15 protein-coding genes are annotated in these 19,298 nt (G+C 40.9%); 13 read left to right on the top strand and 2 right to left on the bottom strand.

The genetic code is table 11. The features are described 5' to 3' along the window. The first annotated feature begins 51 nt into the window (after window positions 1–51). The 7 genes from ACQ2HE_RS16160 to ACQ2HE_RS16190 all read left to right on the top strand — a co-directional run bounded on the left by ACQ2HE_RS16160 (window position 52) and on the right by ACQ2HE_RS16190 (window position 5,420). Complete coding sequence (locus ACQ2HE_RS16160; protein ID WP_430896762.1) at window positions 52–333, top strand: hypothetical protein; 282 nt, start codon at window positions 52–54, stop codon at window positions 331–333. A gap of 180 nt (window positions 334–513) precedes the next feature. Continuing rightward, entirely contained in the window at window positions 514–1,803 is a 1,290-nt protein-coding gene (locus ACQ2HE_RS16165) for a T9SS type A sorting domain-containing protein (RefSeq protein WP_430896760.1), read from the top strand. A 414-nt stretch (window positions 1,804–2,217) separates the two neighbouring features. Then, on the top strand, window positions 2,218–3,177 hold the full coding sequence (locus ACQ2HE_RS16170; RefSeq protein WP_430896758.1) for a PhoH family protein: 960 nt from the start codon (window positions 2,218–2,220) through the stop codon (window positions 3,175–3,177). A gap of 226 nt (window positions 3,178–3,403) precedes the next feature. Continuing rightward, on the top strand, window positions 3,404–3,805 hold the full coding sequence (locus tag ACQ2HE_RS16175) for a hypothetical protein (protein WP_430896756.1): 402 nt from the start codon (window positions 3,404–3,406) through the stop codon (window positions 3,803–3,805). A 35-nt stretch (window positions 3,806–3,840) separates the two neighbouring features. After that, window positions 3,841–4,383, top strand: a complete 543-nt coding sequence (locus tag ACQ2HE_RS16180) for an inorganic diphosphatase (RefSeq protein WP_430896754.1) — start codon at window positions 3,841–3,843, stop codon at window positions 4,381–4,383. Window positions 4,384–4,484: 101 nt separating this feature from the next. Next, window positions 4,485–5,057, top strand: coding sequence for an RNA polymerase sigma factor (locus ACQ2HE_RS16185; protein WP_430896752.1), 573 nt, complete (start codon window positions 4,485–4,487; stop codon window positions 5,055–5,057). Between the two features lie 6 nt (window positions 5,058–5,063). Next, the gene (locus ACQ2HE_RS16190) at window positions 5,064–5,420 is read left to right on the top strand and encodes a hypothetical protein (RefSeq protein WP_430896750.1); all 357 of its coding nucleotides are present in this window, start codon (window positions 5,064–5,066) and stop codon (window positions 5,418–5,420) included. Window positions 5,421–5,726: 306 nt separating this feature from the next. Here the strand turns inward: ACQ2HE_RS16190 and ACQ2HE_RS16195 are convergent, their stop codons facing one another. Further along, window positions 5,727–6,779: a hypothetical protein gene (locus ACQ2HE_RS16195; RefSeq protein ID WP_430896748.1), complete on the bottom strand. Its 1,053-nt coding sequence runs from the start codon at window positions 6,777–6,779 to the stop codon at window positions 5,727–5,729. Between the two features lie 175 nt (window positions 6,780–6,954). Here ACQ2HE_RS16195 and ACQ2HE_RS16200 point away from each other — a divergent pair, with 175 nt between their 5' ends. Continuing rightward, window positions 6,955–7,944, top strand: a complete 990-nt coding sequence (locus ACQ2HE_RS16200) for a Gfo/Idh/MocA family protein (RefSeq protein WP_430896746.1) — start codon at window positions 6,955–6,957, stop codon at window positions 7,942–7,944. 370 nt (window positions 7,945–8,314) lie between these two features. Here ACQ2HE_RS16200 and ACQ2HE_RS16205 read toward each other — a convergent pair whose 3' ends face one another. Next, window positions 8,315–10,222 carry a beta-N-acetylhexosaminidase gene (locus tag ACQ2HE_RS16205; RefSeq protein ID WP_430896744.1) on the bottom strand — a complete coding sequence of 636 codons (1,908 nt, stop codon included), beginning with the start codon at window positions 10,220–10,222 and terminating at the stop codon, window positions 8,315–8,317. A 423-nt stretch (window positions 10,223–10,645) separates the two neighbouring features. On the opposite strand from ACQ2HE_RS16205, the gene ACQ2HE_RS16210 reads away from it, so the two are divergent. The 5 genes from ACQ2HE_RS16210 (at window position 10,646) to ACQ2HE_RS16230 (ending at window position 18,940) form a co-directional block, all read left to right on the top strand. Then, window positions 10,646–11,473, top strand: a complete 828-nt coding sequence (locus tag ACQ2HE_RS16210; RefSeq protein WP_430896742.1) for a universal stress protein — start codon at window positions 10,646–10,648, stop codon at window positions 11,471–11,473. Between the two features lie 592 nt (window positions 11,474–12,065). Continuing rightward, window positions 12,066–12,458 (top strand): DUF4430 domain-containing protein, encoded by a 393-nt coding sequence (locus tag ACQ2HE_RS16215; RefSeq protein WP_430896740.1) that lies wholly within the window; start codon window positions 12,066–12,068, stop codon window positions 12,456–12,458. Between the two features lie 9 nt (window positions 12,459–12,467). Then, window positions 12,468–13,358, top strand: coding sequence for a phosphate/phosphite/phosphonate ABC transporter substrate-binding protein (locus ACQ2HE_RS16220; protein WP_430896738.1), 891 nt, complete (start codon window positions 12,468–12,470; stop codon window positions 13,356–13,358). Between the two features lie 324 nt (window positions 13,359–13,682). Beyond that, a complete protein-coding gene (locus ACQ2HE_RS16225; protein WP_430896736.1) occupies window positions 13,683–14,210 on the top strand; it encodes a hypothetical protein in 528 nt (175 codons plus the stop codon). Window positions 14,211–15,100: 890 nt separating this feature from the next. Next, complete coding sequence (locus ACQ2HE_RS16230; RefSeq protein ID WP_430896734.1) at window positions 15,101–18,940, top strand: hypothetical protein; 3,840 nt, start codon at window positions 15,101–15,103, stop codon at window positions 18,938–18,940. Window positions 18,941–19,298 lie beyond the last annotated feature (358 nt).

The raw sequence follows: 19,298 nt of genomic DNA on the forward strand, positions 1-19,298 counted from the left end.
ATTTCTAAAGTTTAGCATCAAAATTGATAGTACAAAAGCAAAGGGGTACATATGCAAATTCAATATCAAAGAAACGTGCAATTCACACGTTTGTTGAAAGTAGACGGACGGTTAAAAGAATTCAACTTCAGAAGAGTAGGCAACGGAATCTTACCAACCTATACAGTAGATGTGAGCGACGATAAAGGCAATCGAATTATGATGAAAGTGGAAAAAGACGGCGAATGGAAAATTTCAAATCCGGAGACCGTTCCCAATTGGGTGCTAAAACAGGAATCACAATTTCACCAGATCATCGAAGCGCATGTTATTGAGCCTGATCAAGATTCTTGATAAGGCACAATAATCCAAAGGATTCTACCCAAAAACCACTGGATCAGACCTTAAAAATGGGTTAAATCGCTTATTAACAAAGGATTTCATCCTTTTATACATACTAAACACATAGGGTTTTTAGTTTATCTATCCGTACATAATTCCACTTATACCGGAATTTAGATAAACAAGAATCTTATGAAGCGCTATTTCTACTCATTTTGTCTGTCATTGGCCCTTTTTCTTGCAGGCAGTGCAACAGCTCAAACCTATACTATGGACTGGGGAAGTTCTTTCTCTCCTGTCCTTTCAGCTCCTACCACCGGTGCAACAGCCCTTGGTGTGGGGGGATCCATCGTCAATTTCACTTTTTCGATTGCGATCTCAGGATCGGGATCACTTCAGTCGCCCTATCCCCGAGTAAACAACAACAATAGCAACGGCGCCGATTTCCAGGTACAGGGATCAACAGACGCAATTGAAATTGACCAAGATTTGGGAAACAAAACCTCGTCTTCGGTTACTACGTTTACCTTCTCATCGTCTGTTACCAATTTAACTTTTTCGATTGCCGACATCGATTTTCCGGGCGGTGGTACTCCTTACGATTATCAAGACCAAGTAACCGTAACCGGTGTAGGCCCTTCCGGCGCCCTTGTACCCACATTAACTGAATGGAATCCGGCTGCTTCCATCGTAAACATTACCGGAAATACAGCAACTGCCAATTCAGGTTCAGGAGGGGGTAATGTAAGCAGTTTAGCACAAGGGAGTCCGGCTCAAAATGGAACCGTAATTGTTGATTTCGGATCCAATATTGTAACCTCGGTTGTTATTACCTATGGCAACGTAAACTCTGCCAATGTTCGTAACAATCCCCGACTACAAGCAATTGCAATTGGCAATATCTCTTTTCAACGTGCTATCAGTTTGCCGTTGAGCTTTACAGCTTTTAGTGGAACCTACCAACAAAACCAAGTTCAATTGCAATGGCAAACAGCCGCTGCTCCCAATACAGGCACTGTAGCAGTAGAGCGCAGCAATAATGGAAGAGATTGGAATACCGTTCCGGGTATTGCTCCTTTTACAATTGACGCGCGAGCCACTTACAAAGCTGTTGATGCAAGTCCCTATTCAGGAACTTCCTTTTATCGCTTAAAAGAAACTACCAGTGCAGGTATAGTATTCTATTCGAGAATCATTCGAATTAGTTCGGATTTGTCGGCTCAAATAAAAGTAAATGCGTATCCCAATCCGTTCTCGGGTGGATTCAACATGGCTGTGAATTGGACTGCCAACGAAACCGGCCTCATTCAAATATATAACGGAAATGGGCAGTTGATAAAACAACAACGTGTTCAATTGCAATCGGGTTATCAAGTAATCCCCATCTCAGGATTGGAAGCTGCAGGCAAAGGTTTGCTGTTATTGAAACTAAGTAATGAAGATGGGAGTAAGAGTGTGCAGCAGCGAGTAATGCAACAGTAATTAAGAGTTAAGAATTAAGAATTAAGAATTGAACAGCCGGCAGTCAGGTTGATTGAATATCGGAGGCTAATCTGTGGGAATCTGTTTTAATCTACAGAATCTGTGGTCAAAAAAAGAACGCATGGGTTCCTGGCCTTTGTCGCTGCGAAACCGCTGCGATCGCTGCGCCGCTGCGGTTCAAAAACTAGCAAAATAAACGACTCAATACTTGATCTAACGGCTATAAGTGGTAAACCACTATTCTTGAGATGCCTACCTCAGATTTCCCACAAACTGTGGAAAAAACACCCCTTGTATTCCAAAAACGAAAATTTAAATTTGGTTAACACCGATTTAATATTGCTTTAGCAAACATTTCGGTCCTTTGCTCGTCATTTAGTCAGTAAGCTATTTGTGAAATAAAAACCTTGTGATTTGACTGAAACAATTATCAACCTTGAAACCGTTAACCCCATCGAATTTTTCGGCGTTAACAATGGCAAACTCGACATCCTCAAGAAAAAATTCCCCCTGCTAAAAATTCTCTCTCGAGGAACTCAACTCAAATTAAGTGGTTCACCCGAACAAATTGGTACAGCCCGGGAAAAGATTGAACTGATTGTTCAATACCTGCAGCGCAATGGCCACATGAGTGAAAATTACTTCGAACAAATTCTCGGCGGCGATGATGCAGAAACCGTCGACAATTTTGTAGAACGCAATCCAAATGAAATACTCGTATTCGGTCCCAATGGCAAAACCGTTCGTGCGCGCACTGCCAACCAAAAATTATTGGTGAGCAAAGCCGACAAGAACGATATCGTATTCGCCATAGGTCCGGCCGGTACCGGTAAAACCTATACAGCCGTTGCATTGGCAGTACGCGCTTTGAAGAACAAGGCCGTAAAGAAGATCATCTTAACCCGTCCGGCAGTAGAAGCCGGCGAGAGCTTGGGTTTCTTACCGGGCGATTTGAAGGAAAAGATCGATCCTTATTTACGTCCGCTTTACGATGCCTTGGATGATATGATTCCGGCTGATAAACTGGGATACTACATGAGCACACGCGTAATTGAAATTGCGCCGCTGGCCTACATGCGTGGTAGAACCTTGGACAATGCCTTTATCATTTTGGATGAAGCACAAAACGCTACCGATCTTCAAATCAAAATGTTCTTGACCCGTATTGGTGCAAATGCGAAAGCCATCATCACCGGTGACTTAACGCAGGTAGACTTACCCAAAAACCAACGCAGTGGCTTGGACAAAGCAACCCGCATTCTCCGCAACATCGACGGCATCGCTCACATTGAATTGAACGAAGAAGACGTAGTGCGCCACCGATTGGTAAAAGCGATTATTAAGGCGTATGATAGAGACAAAGACGCTGGTTAATTAGTTGATTGGTGAATTAGTTGATTCGCCAAATGAATACAGAGTCCCGCTTCGGCGGGACTTTTTCGTTGCGTAAACGTAGCGACCGGTGCTCCGTTGCGGTAGAGTAAACTATTTGAATTTTAGATATCTTGTAATAACGCAATTATCACAAGGGTTTTATAAAGTAATACCCGCTTTACCAGCAAAATCCTTATTAACACGTATTTTTGTCCAAATTCTAAACATGAAAAAAATCATATATATCGCTTTAATGGCAGGCTTTGCTGCCTGTGGTGAAGGAAAGCACGCATTGGTGCCTGCGGAAAACGATGTAGACGCGGGTCGTGAGTTTGTAAGAGCAGCCTTGGACGGCGATTTCGAGAAAGCCAATTTCTTCCTTCTCAAAGACTCCACCAACGAACTCCTCATCAAACAACAAGAGCAAAACTACCGCAACCAACCGGCCGGTGTTCGCTCTGAATATAAAGAAGCCAGCATCCGCATCATCGAACGCAAGACACTCGATGATAGCACTTCTACATTCCGCTATTATCAAAGTGCGAACGCGAAAGACACCACCACCCTTCGCATCGTGAAAAAAGAAGGACAATGGATGGTAGACCTCAAGTCTGTAATAAAAATGTAAGCTCACCGTTTCATAAACCGAATTATTCTATTAAAATGATTACAGTATTACACCCCTGGCATGGCGCTCATTACGGTGCCGCCGCTCCAAAAGAAGTAACCGCCGTTATTGAAATTCCGCAAGGAAGTCGCGCTAAATATGAAGTAGACAAAACCACCGGTTTATTGAAACTCGACCGCGTGATCTATTCTTCTTTCCACTACCCTATCAACTACGGTTTCATTCCGCAAACATTGGGGCAAGACGGTGATCCGCTTGACATCCTCGTATTTTGTTCTCAATCCATTCAACCACTTTGTTTGGTTGAAGCAACAGTGATCGGGAACATGCAGATGATCGACAGCGGTCAAATGGATGATAAGATCATTGCAGTAGCCACTCACGATCCTTCGGTGAATCACATGACTTCGGTTGACGATTTACCTCCGCATTTCATCAATGAATTGCGCAACTATTTCGAGCAGTACAAAGTATTGGAAAATAAAAAAGTTGAGATCGATAATTTTCAAGACAAAGGCGTAGCGTTTAAAATTATTGAAGATGCCATTGCTTTGTACAAAGAGAATTTCCGTCATTAAATGAGTAACCAATTACCTTATTAATCGGGGAAAATAGTGTGGTGAAATCTGTGCAATTTTTCCCTTTTTGCATCTTAGCATTGAAACAGTTACTCTAAAACGTGAAGCCCGATCATCTTTCACATATAACCGATCAGGAACTGCTGGAGAAGTTTTATGCTTCAAAAGACAACCAATGGCTGGGGCATTTGCTTCATCGCTATACCTTGCTTCTATTGGGGGTTTGTATGAAGTATATGAAGAACGAAGAAGAGGCGAGAGACTGTGTGCAGCAAGTGTTTTTGAAATGCATCACCGAACTGCACAAGTACAAAGTAGATTATTTCAAGAGCTGGGTATACATGGTAGCGAAGAATCATTGCTTGATGAAAATTCGCGACCGACAAGGCAAGATCGCTACCGAATGGAAGGATCACATGAACGAAGTTCCCGAAGAAGAAGCGAGCAAGCAGGTACATGTGGAGAAGGACCGTCAACTGGAGCTCATGGAAGCCAGTTTGAAAGAACTGAATCCGGAGCAGCAACAATGCGTAACTTTGTTCTATCTGGAGAAGAAATCGTATCAAGAAGTAGCCGAAACCACCGGCTTCTCGATGATGCAGGTAAAAAGCCATATTCAGAATGGCAAACGAAATTTGAAATTATTATTAGAGAAAAAATTAGCCGGTCGCTAAAAGACCATGAACAAGGACTTATTAAACATATTATCCAATAGCAACAAAGACATCGACAATCAGAAGCTCATGGATTATTTGAGCGGAAAATTGCCCGAGTCGGAGAAGCATGAAGTGGAACGTTGGATGGCCGACAATGAGTTTGCCAACGATGCCATGGAGGGTCTCGAGCAATTCGAGAACACCCGCAATATGGAACAATATGTAACCGATCTCCACAAAGACCTTGGCAAATACATCCAATCCAAAAAATCACGCCGCGAAAAACGCAAACTCCCCGACAATACCCTCGCTATTATTGCAATTGTGTTGGTGGTGGTGCTGTGTTTGGTGGGGTATTTTTTGGTACAGAAAGCCAAATAGGGTGTTAGGCGTTAGGCCTTAGGCGTTGGGCCTTAGGCTTTAGGTTGTTAGGCTTTAGGTTGTTGGGCATTAGGCTTTAGGGTGTTAGGCCTTAGGAACCCTTTGTGAGTCCGACTTTTTTTAAAGCCTGTTATTTACATTAGACTGCATTTTATCCTTTCTTCGTTTGCTTCATTTTAAAGTTAAAAAATAATGAGCTATTCAAGAAGTAAATAATACAACCTGAATAACTCATGTACTTAATGATTTAATCATTTTATAGCCGATAGCTAAGGCCTAATAACCTAAGGCCTAAAAACCTAATCCCTACTGATACTGAATATAAATCGGCTTCGGTTTCAGCTTCAACACTTCTTCCGGACTCATCACGTGACTGTTCGCTTCTTTTAAATCGTTTTTGTAGAAGAGTTTGAAACCGGTGAACTGTACGGGTTCGGGGTAAATGAATTGGCGGTAGGTATTGATCTTACGCGCTTGGTGGCCCCAACCATCCATGTCCATAACAATTTGTACTTCCGGACGCAATTTGATGCTTTGAGAATTGGTCACCATTTTACGTGTGAAGCGGTGCACCACTAGAATTTTAGGAGGAAGGTTATTGGCTTTTACAAGCTTTGCGAGGTAATCTGCTACATAGTTAATATCGGCAGCATCAAATGTACCCACTACTTTACCGGGAGCTTGACCGCCTTTCATAGAAAACTCGGGGTCGATACCGAAATGCACGTTTGGCATTTTGAGGTATTTCTCCAATAAAGGCACTTCTTGTTCGAGGGTGCTCAATCCCACTTGAATATCGATGAATACAAGGGCATTGATTTTTTCGGCCATTTTCAACACTTTGTCGATCTCCTTGGCCGGCATGCGCAAACGGTATTTGCCGCCATCGCCCGGACTACCTTGAGCAGTTACGGCAATATAATGCAAGGCAGGAATCACTTTCACGGTAGTATCTGCGGCTTGCCATTTCTTCACTTCTCCTTGAAGCATTTCCAACATTTTGGGTTCTGCATATTCGCCCAAAACACCCATGCGGGTAGAATAGAGATTACCATAGTAGGCTAAAATTCTGTTGAAAGGAAGAATGGCACCTGCTGCGGGAAATTCATGTTTAACGGGCCAGCGACCGGAAGAATCGCCGTTGGCCAAATACTTTTGTAATTGCGTGTACTTCGCTGTGTCAACCGGAGTAAGGGTTCCAACGGCCGGATTAACGGTTGCCGGTGCTGCGGTAGGTACAGTGTCTTTTTTTGCGGTAAGGTCTTTTGCGGTTTCGTTGGCATTGTTGCAGCTAAAAGAAAGTAAGCTGCTGGCGGTAAGAACGCAGGTAATAGCTGCGCTGGCGATGGTTTGCTTCATTTGATATCTGTTTCGACTTTTTAGGTGTGCAAAATTAAGGTGAAGTCGCTGAAATTCAGCTAAAAACGTGCCATTTCAAGAAAATATTGCAGCGCGCTTGCCTGAAATGAACCGCTTCTATTTCGAGTAGACGAGGAGGTAATTTGAGAAGGTTGTATCTTTCTAAAAAAATAGTATGAAGACCATTCGATGGGGCATATTGGGCTGCGGTAAGATAGCGCGAAAATTTGCAGCAGACTTGGCATTGGTATCAGGATCGGAATTAACGGCAGTGGCCTCGCGCGACTACGCAACGGCAGCTGCTTTTGCTGCGGAATTCCCTTCCAAACACATATTGGGCAGTTATGAGGCCTTGGTATCGCATCCTGAAGTGGATGTAATTTATATAGCCACACCGCATGGATTTCACCACGAGCATGCAATCTTATGCATGAAACATGGGAAGCATGTGTTGTGCGAAAAAGCCTTTGCGTTGAATACACGTCAGGTAAAGGAAATGATTGAAGTAGCGAAAGAAGAAAAAGTGTTTTTGATGGAAGCCTTGTGGTCGAAGTTTCTGCCTCACTATAAGAAGTTGATGGAATTTATAAGAGAAGGAAAATTGGGTGAGTTGAAAAACGTGCTCATCAATTTCGGTTTTGCGACACCGGTACCCACGCCTGCACGCATGTACGATCCGAAATTAGGCGGAGGCAGCTTGTTAGACATAGGGATCTATAATATCTTTTTTGCAATGTCGGTACTTGGAAAGCCCGATACCATTGAAGCGAGCATGACAGCTGCGAGTACGGGTGTGGATGAGCAATGTTCGATGGTATTCAAGTATAAAAAAGGAGCGATCGCGCAACTACTGAGTTCCTTCTCTACCAATTTAGCTACTGAGGCGGATATTTCAGGTACACAAGGGCGTATTCGATTGAAGACAAGATTCTATGAGCCTTCTACCACTTTTGCGTATTATCCGGGGAGAGTAGACAGTGAAACCATCATTCCTATTGAGAAGAGTATTGGTTGGGGATATTCGTATGAAATTGCGCATGTGAATGACTGTTTGAGAGCGGGGCTAGTGGAAAGTCCGGTGATGACCTGGAAAGACAGTGTGGAGTTGATGGAAGTGATGGATGAGGTGAGAAGAAAGGCGGGGATTGTGTATGAAGTGGATTAGAGGGAAAGAGTTTGTTCACCGCAGAGAGCGCCAAGAACGCAGAGGTATCGCGAAGTATTTTCAAACCACAGATAACTCTGATTTTTAATTTCGGATTGCACAGATTAGAGTCCGTTATTCGTAGCGTTTGACAGAATATTCAGCCTCTAATCTGTGTAAATCGGTCATAATTTGTGCGAATCTGTGGTCAAATAAATATTTGTTCACCGCAGCGGCGCAGCGTCCTTCGACTAGGCCGTCGGCCTGCTCAGGACAAGTTCGCAGCGGAAACGCAGCGCTGTCCGGCACTCTGTATCTCCTCCTGTTCTTCCTCCTGTTCTTTCTTTGTATTTCCTCCCTCTTCGCTTCCTCCCTCCTCCCTCCTATCTCCTCACTTCACCCCCGCTCTTCTCTTCAACTCCGTTACCGGAATATCAATTTGCCTGCTCACTGGTTTACCACTTCTGTAGGCGACTACTTTTAAGTTAATGGCATCTAAGGGAATGGCTACCGGTGCCGTATACTTGGGATAGAAATTATCGGGATGGGTTTCGTCGAAGCTGTAGTAAATATCGAGTCCTTCAATTTCACTCGAGAGTTCAATCATCACTTTATCGTTCTCACCCTTCTTCGCTACAATAATTGGATCGTAAATGGTATTGGCATGTTTGGTTTGCGCAGCATCCAATCGCTCGAAATGAACTTCTACCCGCTTCACAAATTGATTGTAGTCTTTTGCATTCTTTGGACTCCACAATTTCTCCGCAATGGCAAATGCTCTCGGCCATACCATGTATTGCGCCGAACGCAAACCGGGTACTTGCTCTGTCCATAAATTACCTTGTCCTCCTAAAATGAATTTTGGATCCACACCATCGGGCACCGGTTCAAACTGATACGTCTTCTTCATGCGCAGATTGGCATAAATAGGCGGTTCTAACCAAGCTTCACCTTGATTGAAATCGAGGTATACAAACTGATTGGGCGTCATCACTACCGGATGCTTCAACTTGGCCGCTTCAATGCCTCCCTTATCGCCTCTCCAACTCATTACAGCCGCGCCTTCTGCCAATCCACCTTCCAAAATCTCATCCCAACCAATCATTTTCTTGCCGTGCTTTTGGATGATGCCTCCAAGTCGCTTCACAAAATAGCTTTGCACTTCATGCAAGTCTTTCAAATTTTCTTTCTCCATTAATTTTTTAATAGACGCATTCTGTGCCCAGAAATTTTTCGCGCACTCGTCGCCACCCATGTGGATGTATTCAAAAGGAAACAATTGCGCTACTTCACCGAAAATTTTATCGAGGTATTGGTAAACGGTATCGTTGGCAGGATTGAGGGTATTGTCTACCAATGCATCGAATCCACCGGAATGCCAGTTCATGAATTTCTCCAAAGAGTTCACTTGATAGGTACCGGGGGTACCGTTCAACTCGGGATAGGCAGCTACCATGGCCAAACTATGACCGGGCACATCGATCTCGGGCAATACATTTACAAAGCGGTCTTTGGCGTATTGAACAATTTCTTTGATATCGTCTTGTGTATAGAAACCGCCATAGGTGCGGGGTTCATCGGGTTTGGGAGGCGTAACATAACTCACGCGGCCCACACGCGGCACGCGCCAAGCGCCTACAGACGTGAGTTTGGGCAAACTCTTGATCTCAATTCTCCAGCCTTGATCATCCGTTAAATGCCAGTGCAATACATTGTACTTGTATTTCACCATATCATCAATGAAACGCTTCACTTCTTCTTTTGTAAAGAAATGACGCGATACATCGAGCATCAATCCGCGCCATCCAAAGCGGGGATAGTCGGTGATGCGCACGCCGGGACAAGTCCAGTAATCTTTCTTTACCATCTCCACACTTTCAATATCCTTCGGGAACAGTTGTAAAAAAGTTTGAATACCATAAAACAATCCGGCGGGCTTATTGGCGCGAATAATGGAATAAGAACCGGACGCTTCGAGGGTATAGCCTTCCTCGCCAATGGCGGCGTCTTCCTTGCGGTTGAGGGAAAGACTGATGGTAGTGCCTTTATTGTCTTTGGGTTCTCCTGCGAGGATCACGCGTATTTGAAACCCTGTTTTTGTAAGTAAGTGTTGCGAAAGAAACCGTGCCATGCGCACCAGATCGGGATTTTTCTCCGACACTTCTATTTGCGTGAATTTGTTCAATTCAAAGCTGGAACCGCGTTTTTCGAGGGAAACGGGTTGAGGAATAAGGGCGGGTTCCTGGGCTTGGGAAGAAAGGGTGATTAGGAGAAACAAGGCGAGGAGGGTCTTTTTCATACAATCTATTAGTGTTGATGAGATGATTCAAAAGTACGAGGAAAAGGGAAAGAAAGAACAGGGAGGAGAGGAACGAGGAGACGAGGAAGCGAGGATAATATAAAGAAAGAACAGGAGGAAGAACAGGGGGAATACAGGATAGAGGAAGGAGGAGATACAAAAAGAAGGGGGGGGCAGAGTTTGAATCAACCATCCTGTCAATCCTTTAATCCTGTAAATCCTGATCTAGGAAATACAGGGTGACCGCCAGCGCTGCGTTACCGCTGCGTCCGCTGCGCCGCCGCGGTGAAAAAGTATAAATAGAAAACTCTGCGACCCCTTTGCGCGCTTTGCGATCTCTGCGGTGCCCCCCCTCCAAAGAATTTCCCCTTAAATCCTCCTCCAATTTCCTCGAACGTTGTATCTTACACAAAACTCCGAATAATGAAGAAATTTCTGGTTCCCATCGACTTTTCCGACACCTCTAAAAATGCGGCAAAGTATGCTGCTCAGATGTTGAACGGGAAAGCCGACACTCAACTCATCCTTTACTATGTGTACGACTCCGTAACTGCCGGAGCCGACGGTTCGATCTTAACTGAAGACGACAACGACCGTAAAATTGTGCTCGACACTGCTTTTGAGCACGTGAAAGAAGAACTCAATGCCTTATCAGATGTTGCTGTTACCTATGTAGCAGAGCAGGGCGATACCCTTGTTGAAAACATTGACCGCTATGCGCGTCACCACGATATTGACCTCATCATCATGGGCATCACCGGTGCTACCAAATTGGAGCAGGTGTTCATTGGCAGCAATACCTTGAAATTAGCGGCTGAAGGAAACGTTCCTGTAATGATCATCCCTCCCGATGCCAACTTCACTGAAATCAAGGAAGTGGGTATCACCTGCGATTTCAAAGACGTAGCCACTACCATTCCGGTAGAACCGATCCGCAAGTTGTTGCGCATCTTCAATCCGAAATTGTACATTATTAATGTGGACGTAGAGCACTATGTAGATCTTACTCCAGAGTACAAGGCAGAAAAAGAAAAAGTAGACCAATACTTTGCCGAGTTCAATCCGGACTATGCGTTCATCCGCATGTACGATTTCATTGAAGCCATCGACACATTTGCGAAAGACAAAGAAATCGACTTCATCATCACCATTCCGAAGAAGCACGGTTTCTTGGGATCACTATTTAAATCGAGCACCACGAAGAAATTGGCTTATCACAGTCATATTCCCATTGTGGCGATTCATGAATAAAAGATTAGCTTTTGAGATGAGCCCGTTCGCAAGGACGGGCTTTTTTGTGGGGGAAAGTGTTGAGTTATAAGTTTTCAGTTTTTTAGTTCTTAAGTTCTTTACACCAATCACCAACCTTCTCTGCTATCAGCCGCCCCCAAATTCCCACATCAACCAATTCACCAATTAGCTCTCCTACCTACTTACCTTAGTCGAAATCTACTCCCGTAGTTTTACGGTGGCTGTTACCGTAAAAAAACATATAGCTATTTTATTGTTTGTGTTAGATTTCTTCCTAAATTCATTGTATCAAGATACGTGCTGCGGAACCTTATCCAAATCTTCACAAAAAACCGCGTTTTTCTTTACTCTCTCTGGAGGCTAAGTTTTATTTATTGAGTTTGGGGCTTCTATTGCTAGAACTATACAATTATTATTAGGAATTGAAATAGTAAAGCGTGAGAAATGGAATGTCAATTGCACTAGTAAACAATATTTTCTGAACATCACTAACCGAATACGAACCAAATACTTTATTGTACTACAATTTGATGTGAAGGTCTATATACTAGTATTGACTGATATTTAAAACGATACTACAAATTCTAAAATTATGAACATAGTAACACTAAAAATCAAGGACAAATCCAAGGAAATAGAAATTCCATGGCGAACAGACATGAATATTCAAGAAGCATTGGAAATTGCCTATGACCAAGAAAAGAAAGCTGGCAGACAATTTGACTTTGCAGTACAATACTTCGGTTATTTCGGACAAGATTATCTAGGATATCTTGTTGTGATGATTGACAAAATATATGACAACCCAAATGAACCGAATGATTATTGGTTATTTTATGTAAATGGAAATTTGGCGCAAGTAGGAATAGATAGCTATATGGCTAATGTGGGTGACGTAATAGAATTCGATTTTTTACCATTAACATCATTTCTATCAGATAGTTCACAACTAAAAACTAAAAAAAACTTCTATTCCTCAAAATAAACATCAGCTATGCCGTTAACATATAAAGCGTCATACTACCCTTGGATAACTCAGAATATTGACGCTAAAATTATCCATGCCAACATTAATATTCTGCTAAGAAAGACAGAAGAAGAGTTAGCGAAAATCGCATCAGATAAAGTCACAATTGAACTTCTTCCCGCCTTAGAAGTACCGCAACAAATGAAAGCCATCATCACAGGAGATTGCCAAATAGCTTTCATGAATCCACTTGGTTTTATTTATGCTAATGAAGTAAACCCTTCAGTTAACGCTTGTTCAATCGTTGAAAGGAAAATTAATGATGTTTGGGGAAAAACATATTTTGCACAAGTATATGTAAACAAAAAAACTGGATTTAAAAAGGACATTTTCAACCTCCCCAAAATAGATTATCAAAAGAGAATAAAGGGAAAATCAATTGGATTTGGAACGCCATTTTCTACTTCTAATTTCATCATTCCGGCATTTGAATTAAAGAAAAAAGGATTAAATATTCTTAGTACATTTAATAGACTCGAGTTTTGGGGAGGTCATGAATTAGCAGCTAAGGCTGTATATGATGGGAAAGTCGATCTAGGCGCAGGTCATGACGGTGTTATATCTGACTTAGCTAATCAATATGGCTATGGAGATGCTGATGAAAAGCTTATAACGATTATGAAATCTTCAGAAATACCCAGTGATCCTATAGCAGTAAATCTTAGTAACCATACAGAATTCAAGAATTTGCAAGTAGCTTTTGAAAATGCTTCTAAGACAAAAGAGGGAGAAGATGCAATTAAGATATTTTGGGGCGGCGCAAGGCATCTTTTACCTGGTGAAACCAATGTATATAAATATTTAATTGAAGCCGCAAAGGATTTAGGCTTAACACGTGAAGATATATTTGGTGAATAAAACATCAGCCAACAAGAGTGATTGCAAAAGCAGAACTGAGCACTGTAATATAAGCTTTGTACAAATATCAGTAGTGGTGTGGGATCGATGTTTAATTTTTAACTTTAGTTCATTACCTCAACAATATATTTTCAAACGGGTCTCGCCTTAGGCCATATTACGGGTCGGATAATCAATAAATTCTCTCCCTTCGCAAATACACAATGTAACAAGCAACCCACAAAAAATTAACCGGCTCTAACAGACATAATTAGAAAACACCTACCATTAATTGGCAGGACTTGAACAGCCCCATTCCCTAAACCAACACTTCAATTCACAACCATGAAACCCCAAGAACTTTTCAACATCCTCCTCAAAATGCTCGGCATTTTCCTAATTAAAGATCTGCTCTTTGGGCTATTTGATATACTAAACTTATTGACATCACTTCTACAGGTGAACAGGGATATTGCCTTCTTCCAGTTGGTCGTGACTTTGCTATTTTGGGGATTAAATGCAGCCTTGGTATATCTGCTGATATTCAAAACAGATGATATTATAAATAAATTGAAACTAACGGCCGGATTGAGGGAAGACTTAAGCTTCAATATACATCGCTCCATTCTTTTATCCATGGCCATCATCATTGCAGGAATGGTCACCATTGCCTTGGCCTTACCGCCAACTATCAAACTTCTTTACAAATGGCTTCAATACATTGAACTAAAGAATAGAAATTTTCCCATACCGGATTTCGACTACCCTACCCTTTTTACGTATATCGGGCAATTGGTCATCGGGTTTATCTTTCTAACCCGGAAGCAAGTGATCCTGAATTTCATTGAACTGAGAAGAAAAGATAAAAACTGATACCTGTTAGCTGCTAACTTCTTACGACTCTCTTTCTTGTACTGTCTTTTCCCCCTACCGCAACGACACAAAGGTCGCAACGGTACGCATCGCTATTCCCTGCACCCCAGCCCTCCCTCTCTGCACTCTCACTTTATCTCCGATTCTCCCTCCCTGCGTCCCCATCTCTGCGCCTCCGTCCTTCTCTCAGCGTCTCCACTCTGCATCTCCGCAATTCCCTCAGCGCCTCCGCGATCCACTCTCTGCGTCTCTGTATTCCACTTAGCGTCTCCGCGATACCCGTAGAAATACCCACATAGTGGTACCTGTTTCTGTTGTATTTTTCCGTAAATTAGTAACACATTAAACCGAGTCCTCAAAGCGAATATCCTTCTCTTTTAAGACCGGTATGCCTTTCCGCCGGTAAATCCCGTTTCTATTAATGATTTCATCGGCAATTGAAAGTGAATCAGTTGCGATGACGAGTTGTGAGTGAGAGGCACGAAGTGTGGGGAGGGGAATGTGAATTGTACTAATAAACAATATATTCTGTTTACCACTATTTATCTAGGAACCAATAACTCAGTTGTGTAATAAATTTACTTGGAGAAACATGTATTTACGAGTTAAAGGCAAGTGTATTGGATGAAATAACGACCAATAAACTAAAACACAATTATCGAAATGACAGAACAAAATACAAACTTAACAGCGGACTTTTTTCCTACACGACAGCCCAACGCTTCGTGTTCTATTTTTTTTCTTACCTCAAAATATATTTTGAAACTCTGCCACTCACACACCGGCACATTTGATTTTGCCTAAACCGCACAAGCCGACACACAGGCAAAACCAAAAGAGCCAATTTTTCCTAAACAACCGAAATTAACGTTTAGATAAATCATTAAGAAATGTATTCAATAAACGAAATAACAATAGACCATATAAACCATCTTTCAGCCGAGCAACTTTCTGAGTTACTTCATAATCTTTTAAGAATAGAGGCGGAAAAAAATTCGCTGGAAGGTTGGACTATTTTAGTTCCGCAAAAAATCACTGTTGCAGATGGTGGTGAAGACGGAAGAATTGAGTGGACAGGAAATCCTTTAGAAACAAAATGGCTAAAAAACAAACTTTCAATCTTTCAGAACAAGGCGACCAATTTAACACCAGCGAATTGCTTTGAAGAAATCCTTGAAACGGCAATAGCAGGGCAACCACGAAAATTAAAATCGCAAGTTGAAGATGTTGTAATTAATAATGGGTGCTACATATTATTTACAAGTCAGGACCTAAACACAACGCAAGTAGCTGATAGAGTTGCTGAATTTAGAAGAGCAATTCAAGCAGCCAATTATGCAAATCATGCAACATTTCAAATTTTAGTTTATGATGCTAACAAAATAAAAGATTGGGTTAATGAAAATGTGGCTGCTGTAAATTTTATTCAAGCATGCAATGGTATTACCAGACCTCACAACTTTAGAACTTGGGATGAATGGGAAAAGGACATGATTGGTTCAGCGACTCCGTTTCAAACGAATGATATTCTTCTGAACAATATTAAGCAGATAAGAACCGAATTAAAAAGAGACAAGGTTGTCAGAGTAATTGGACATTCAGGTTTAGGTAAAACAAGAATGATTTTAGAGACCTTTAGGGAAAATGCAAGTGAACCTGAAATCAAAGCACAGCAATCACAACTTGTTTACTATGATATGGGTATGGGAAGTTTGGAAAGTATCACCGGCTATATCTTGTCTTACCGTAACCACCAATCCGGAATTCTTGTAATTGATAATTGCGATGAAAATTCACACAATACAATTTCAGGTTTAGTCAAATCATCCGGCAATTTCAAATTAATTACAATTGACTTTTCTTCAGAAACAAATGAAAGGTCAGTAATAAAAATAGACAGGAAAAATCAAAGAGACATCGTTCAAAAAATAGTTGACGAAAAGTTTGGTGATACTTTAACAAAAACTGACAAAGAGTTTCTTTCAAACCAATCAGAAGGTTACCCGCAAATGGCAATTCTGTTCTCAGATTCTGTTAGTGCAGAAGGTTTTGATAAATTAAACAGCCAACTTCCCGATGACTTTTTGAAGAAACTAATCTTCGGAAGAAATAGTGAAAGCGAATTTGAATACGAAGTGATTAAAGCTTGTTCCGTTTTGTCAAGTTTCGGTTTTGTTGATGACAATCTTGTTAGTGTACTAAACCCTGAGGAGAGAGAATTTCTAAATAAGCAAACAGATTATGTAAGAAGTAAAATCTGTGGAACCATAGGAGGAAAAGAAGTCGCAATCAAAGATTTTTATAAGGTTTGCTTAAAATATAAAAAGACAAATATTATTGAGCAAAGAGGGACACGAATAATGGTTAAACCAATGCCTCTTGCAATTAATCTTGCAGCACAATGGTGGAAAGAAACGCCTCACGATTACATAAAAGGAATGCTTTCTGAATTAACAAATGACGAGTTAGGAAAACGATTGGTAGAAAGATTGGCTGAATTAGACCAGTTGGATAAAGCAAAGGAAATCGTAAATCAATTATGGGGTCCAAAAAGCCCTTTTGGAACAGCGGAAGTGCTTAATTCTTCATTGGGTTCACTACTCTTCCGCTATGTTGTTGAAGTGAATCCAATTGCTACTGCAAAAGCGTTAGAGTTTTCGTTTGGTAAAATGTCTAAAGAAGAAATTCTGAAAATCGATGAAGGAAGAAGAAACCTTGTTTGGGCACTAGAGAAACTCTGTTTTAGAAAAGAAACTTTCAATACTGCTTCAAAGATTCTTTACTCATTCGCTGTTTCAGAAAACGAAACTTGGGGGAATAATTCAACCAATCAATTCAGACAGTTGTTTCAACTTTATCTTTCAGGAACTGAAGCTTCTTTGGTTGAAAGATTGGAGGTAATAAAATGGGGACTTGAAAAGCATGATGATGACTATACTCAAATTGCAATTTTTGCAATGGGAAGAGGATTGATGAATGACCACTTCATAAGAATGGGAGGAGCAGAGAAGCAAGGCAGCAGTGCCCCTCTTGAGGATTACCGACCAACTTGGAAAGAAATATCTGAATACTGGATTCAGCTACTTAATTTACTTACTCAATTAGCTTGTTCAGACAATTTACATTCAAATCTTGCAAAAGAAATAATTGCTACTTCAATTAGAACATTAATTCGTGATGGCAATTACAAACTCATGGCAAACTCCATTCGAGAGGTTGTAAAATATAAAGGAAACTTATGGACAGAAGCGTTAAACAATCTAAGATTAACTTTAGGTTTTGAAAACCACTTACCAAAAGAAATTGCAGATGAAATTACTACACTAATAGTTGAACTGACTCCTACGGATATTAAAAATCAGTTGTTACTTAAAGTCACAAAACCTGAATGGTATTCGTATGAAAAAGATGCAGACGACCATTACATTGATAAACCAAAGTTAAATGCAGAAGCATTTGCCAAAAAGATTGTTACTGAAAATATTCCATGGATAGAACATTTACAAGATTTGTTAGAAGGCGAGCAAAGGCAAGGGTTCAATTTTGGAACTAAAATAGGAGAACTATCGGTCGACAAAAAAAACCTTATTGACACCGCAATTCAAAAGTTGAAGAATGTAAAAAAGGAGAATCAAAATCCTGAATTTATAGCCGGTTTTCTTTTCGGCGCAGCAGACAGAGAGTTATTTGAAAAGACAATTGACAGATTTATTGCTGACGATGATTTAAGACAGCATACTTTTTACTTAACAAGAATAATAAATGCAACATTAAAGGACATTGAGAAACTGTTTTTGCTAATTGATAAATACGGTTATCCAATTCATCAGTTTAAAAATTTTCAATACGGTAGAGCATTGGATAAACTATCAAACGAAGAAGTTAAACGACTTTGCGGTAGAATTAGCAAATACGGTAACGCTGGTAAATGGACTGCTTTGTCTTTGCTTTATATGTTTTGCTATAGCAGTGAGGAGAAATGGCAAGCAAACAAAGGGCTTTTCAAAACCTTAATTGCAAGTGGTAACATGACTAATGATAACGAGAATACAGGTAGCAAAGACAGTTATCATTGGTCTGACGCTGTAGCTAAACTGCTTACAATGGATGACGACAAAGAATTTGCAATTGCAATCACAAAACAAATTATAGAATTCTGCTCACAAGCTCATTTCAACTATTCATTTGATACTAACATTAGTAATGTAATTTTCCTTCTCTTTGACAAATACTTTGATACCACATGGACATATTTTGGAGAAGGCATTATTGGCGACTACATGACTTTCTTCCACTTGAAACACATGATAGGAACAAGAAACGGTTATCTTGGAGGCAGAGAAGGAATTGCTTTTCGCAATCCAGAAGGAAACAAAATTATTTTAGATTGGTGCAGACAACATCCTGAAATTGCACCTGAAAGAATTGCACACATGATGCCTTTGAGTATAAACGAAAACAAAGAAATCAAATGGCATCCATTTTCAAAATCAATCATTGACGAATTTGGCGACAATGAAAAACTTTTAAGACAGCTATCATCAAACATGGGAACATTCGGAACAGTTGGTTCAAGAATCCCTTACTTTACAACTCAAAAGAAATTATTGGAAGAATTAGTTAATCACAAAATACCAAGAGTAAAAGATTGGGCAATCGGAATGCTTGACTATACAGAGAAAACAATTAAGAGAGAGTTATTAGATGACGAAGAGCATTTTCTAACATAAGAATGTCGCACAGGTGTAAGCACATTTGTAATTTGCATAAGCCAACGCAAAGACTAAAAAAAGCAAAAGAGCTTCCACCTCACCGACCCAAGAATGAATTTCAAAATATTTTTTCCCACTTTTAATAAGTTAAGCACACGACACATCAGCTAGACTATAAAGCTCTCGATAAATGACACTAACGGAGAACATAAAAATGTTTGTAAATCACGACATACAAGGAACGTCAGACTATAACAGCCGTTTGGCAAAACCGGGGGTTCCGAGCTTCTATGACAGTGAAGTGCTCAATTCGAGCTCTTTGCATCTTATGAAGTTTAGTACTGAAAATCCCCGCCTTCGCAAAGTGGCAAACCGT

It is taken from the genome of Endoryza foliicola, assembly GCF_050589245.1.
GTDB lineage: Bacteria > Bacteroidota > Bacteroidia > Chitinophagales > Chitinophagaceae > Endoryza > Endoryza foliicola.

Excerpts from the sequence above, each read along its gene's own strand:
- ACQ2HE_RS16190 (WP_430896750.1), top strand. The coding sequence starts at position 5,064 with ATGAACAAGGACTTATTAAACATATTATCCAATAGCAACAAAGACATC.
- ACQ2HE_RS16230 (WP_430896734.1), top strand. The coding sequence starts at position 15,101 with ATGTATTCAATAAACGAAATAACAATAGACCATATAAACCATCTTTCA.
- ACQ2HE_RS16215 (WP_430896740.1), top strand. The coding sequence starts at position 12,066 with ATGAACATAGTAACACTAAAAATCAAGGACAAATCCAAGGAAATAGAA.
- ACQ2HE_RS16205 (WP_430896744.1), bottom strand. The coding sequence starts at position 10,222 with ATGAAAAAGACCCTCCTCGCCTTGTTTCTCCTAATCACCCTTTCTTCC.
- ACQ2HE_RS16225 (WP_430896736.1), top strand. The coding sequence starts at position 13,683 with ATGAAACCCCAAGAACTTTTCAACATCCTCCTCAAAATGCTCGGCATT.
- ACQ2HE_RS16210 (WP_430896742.1), top strand. The coding sequence starts at position 10,646 with ATGAAGAAATTTCTGGTTCCCATCGACTTTTCCGACACCTCTAAAAAT.
- ACQ2HE_RS16160 (WP_430896762.1), top strand. The coding sequence starts at position 52 with ATGCAAATTCAATATCAAAGAAACGTGCAATTCACACGTTTGTTGAAA.
- ACQ2HE_RS16175 (WP_430896756.1), top strand. The coding sequence starts at position 3,404 with ATGAAAAAAATCATATATATCGCTTTAATGGCAGGCTTTGCTGCCTGT.
- ACQ2HE_RS16200 (WP_430896746.1), top strand. The coding sequence starts at position 6,955 with ATGAAGACCATTCGATGGGGCATATTGGGCTGCGGTAAGATAGCGCGA.
- ACQ2HE_RS16195 (WP_430896748.1), bottom strand. The coding sequence starts at position 6,779 with ATGAAGCAAACCATCGCCAGCGCAGCTATTACCTGCGTTCTTACCGCC.
- ACQ2HE_RS16180 (WP_430896754.1), top strand. The coding sequence starts at position 3,841 with ATGATTACAGTATTACACCCCTGGCATGGCGCTCATTACGGTGCCGCC.
- ACQ2HE_RS16220 (WP_430896738.1), top strand. The coding sequence starts at position 12,468 with ATGCCGTTAACATATAAAGCGTCATACTACCCTTGGATAACTCAGAAT.
- ACQ2HE_RS16165 (WP_430896760.1), top strand. The coding sequence starts at position 514 with ATGAAGCGCTATTTCTACTCATTTTGTCTGTCATTGGCCCTTTTTCTT.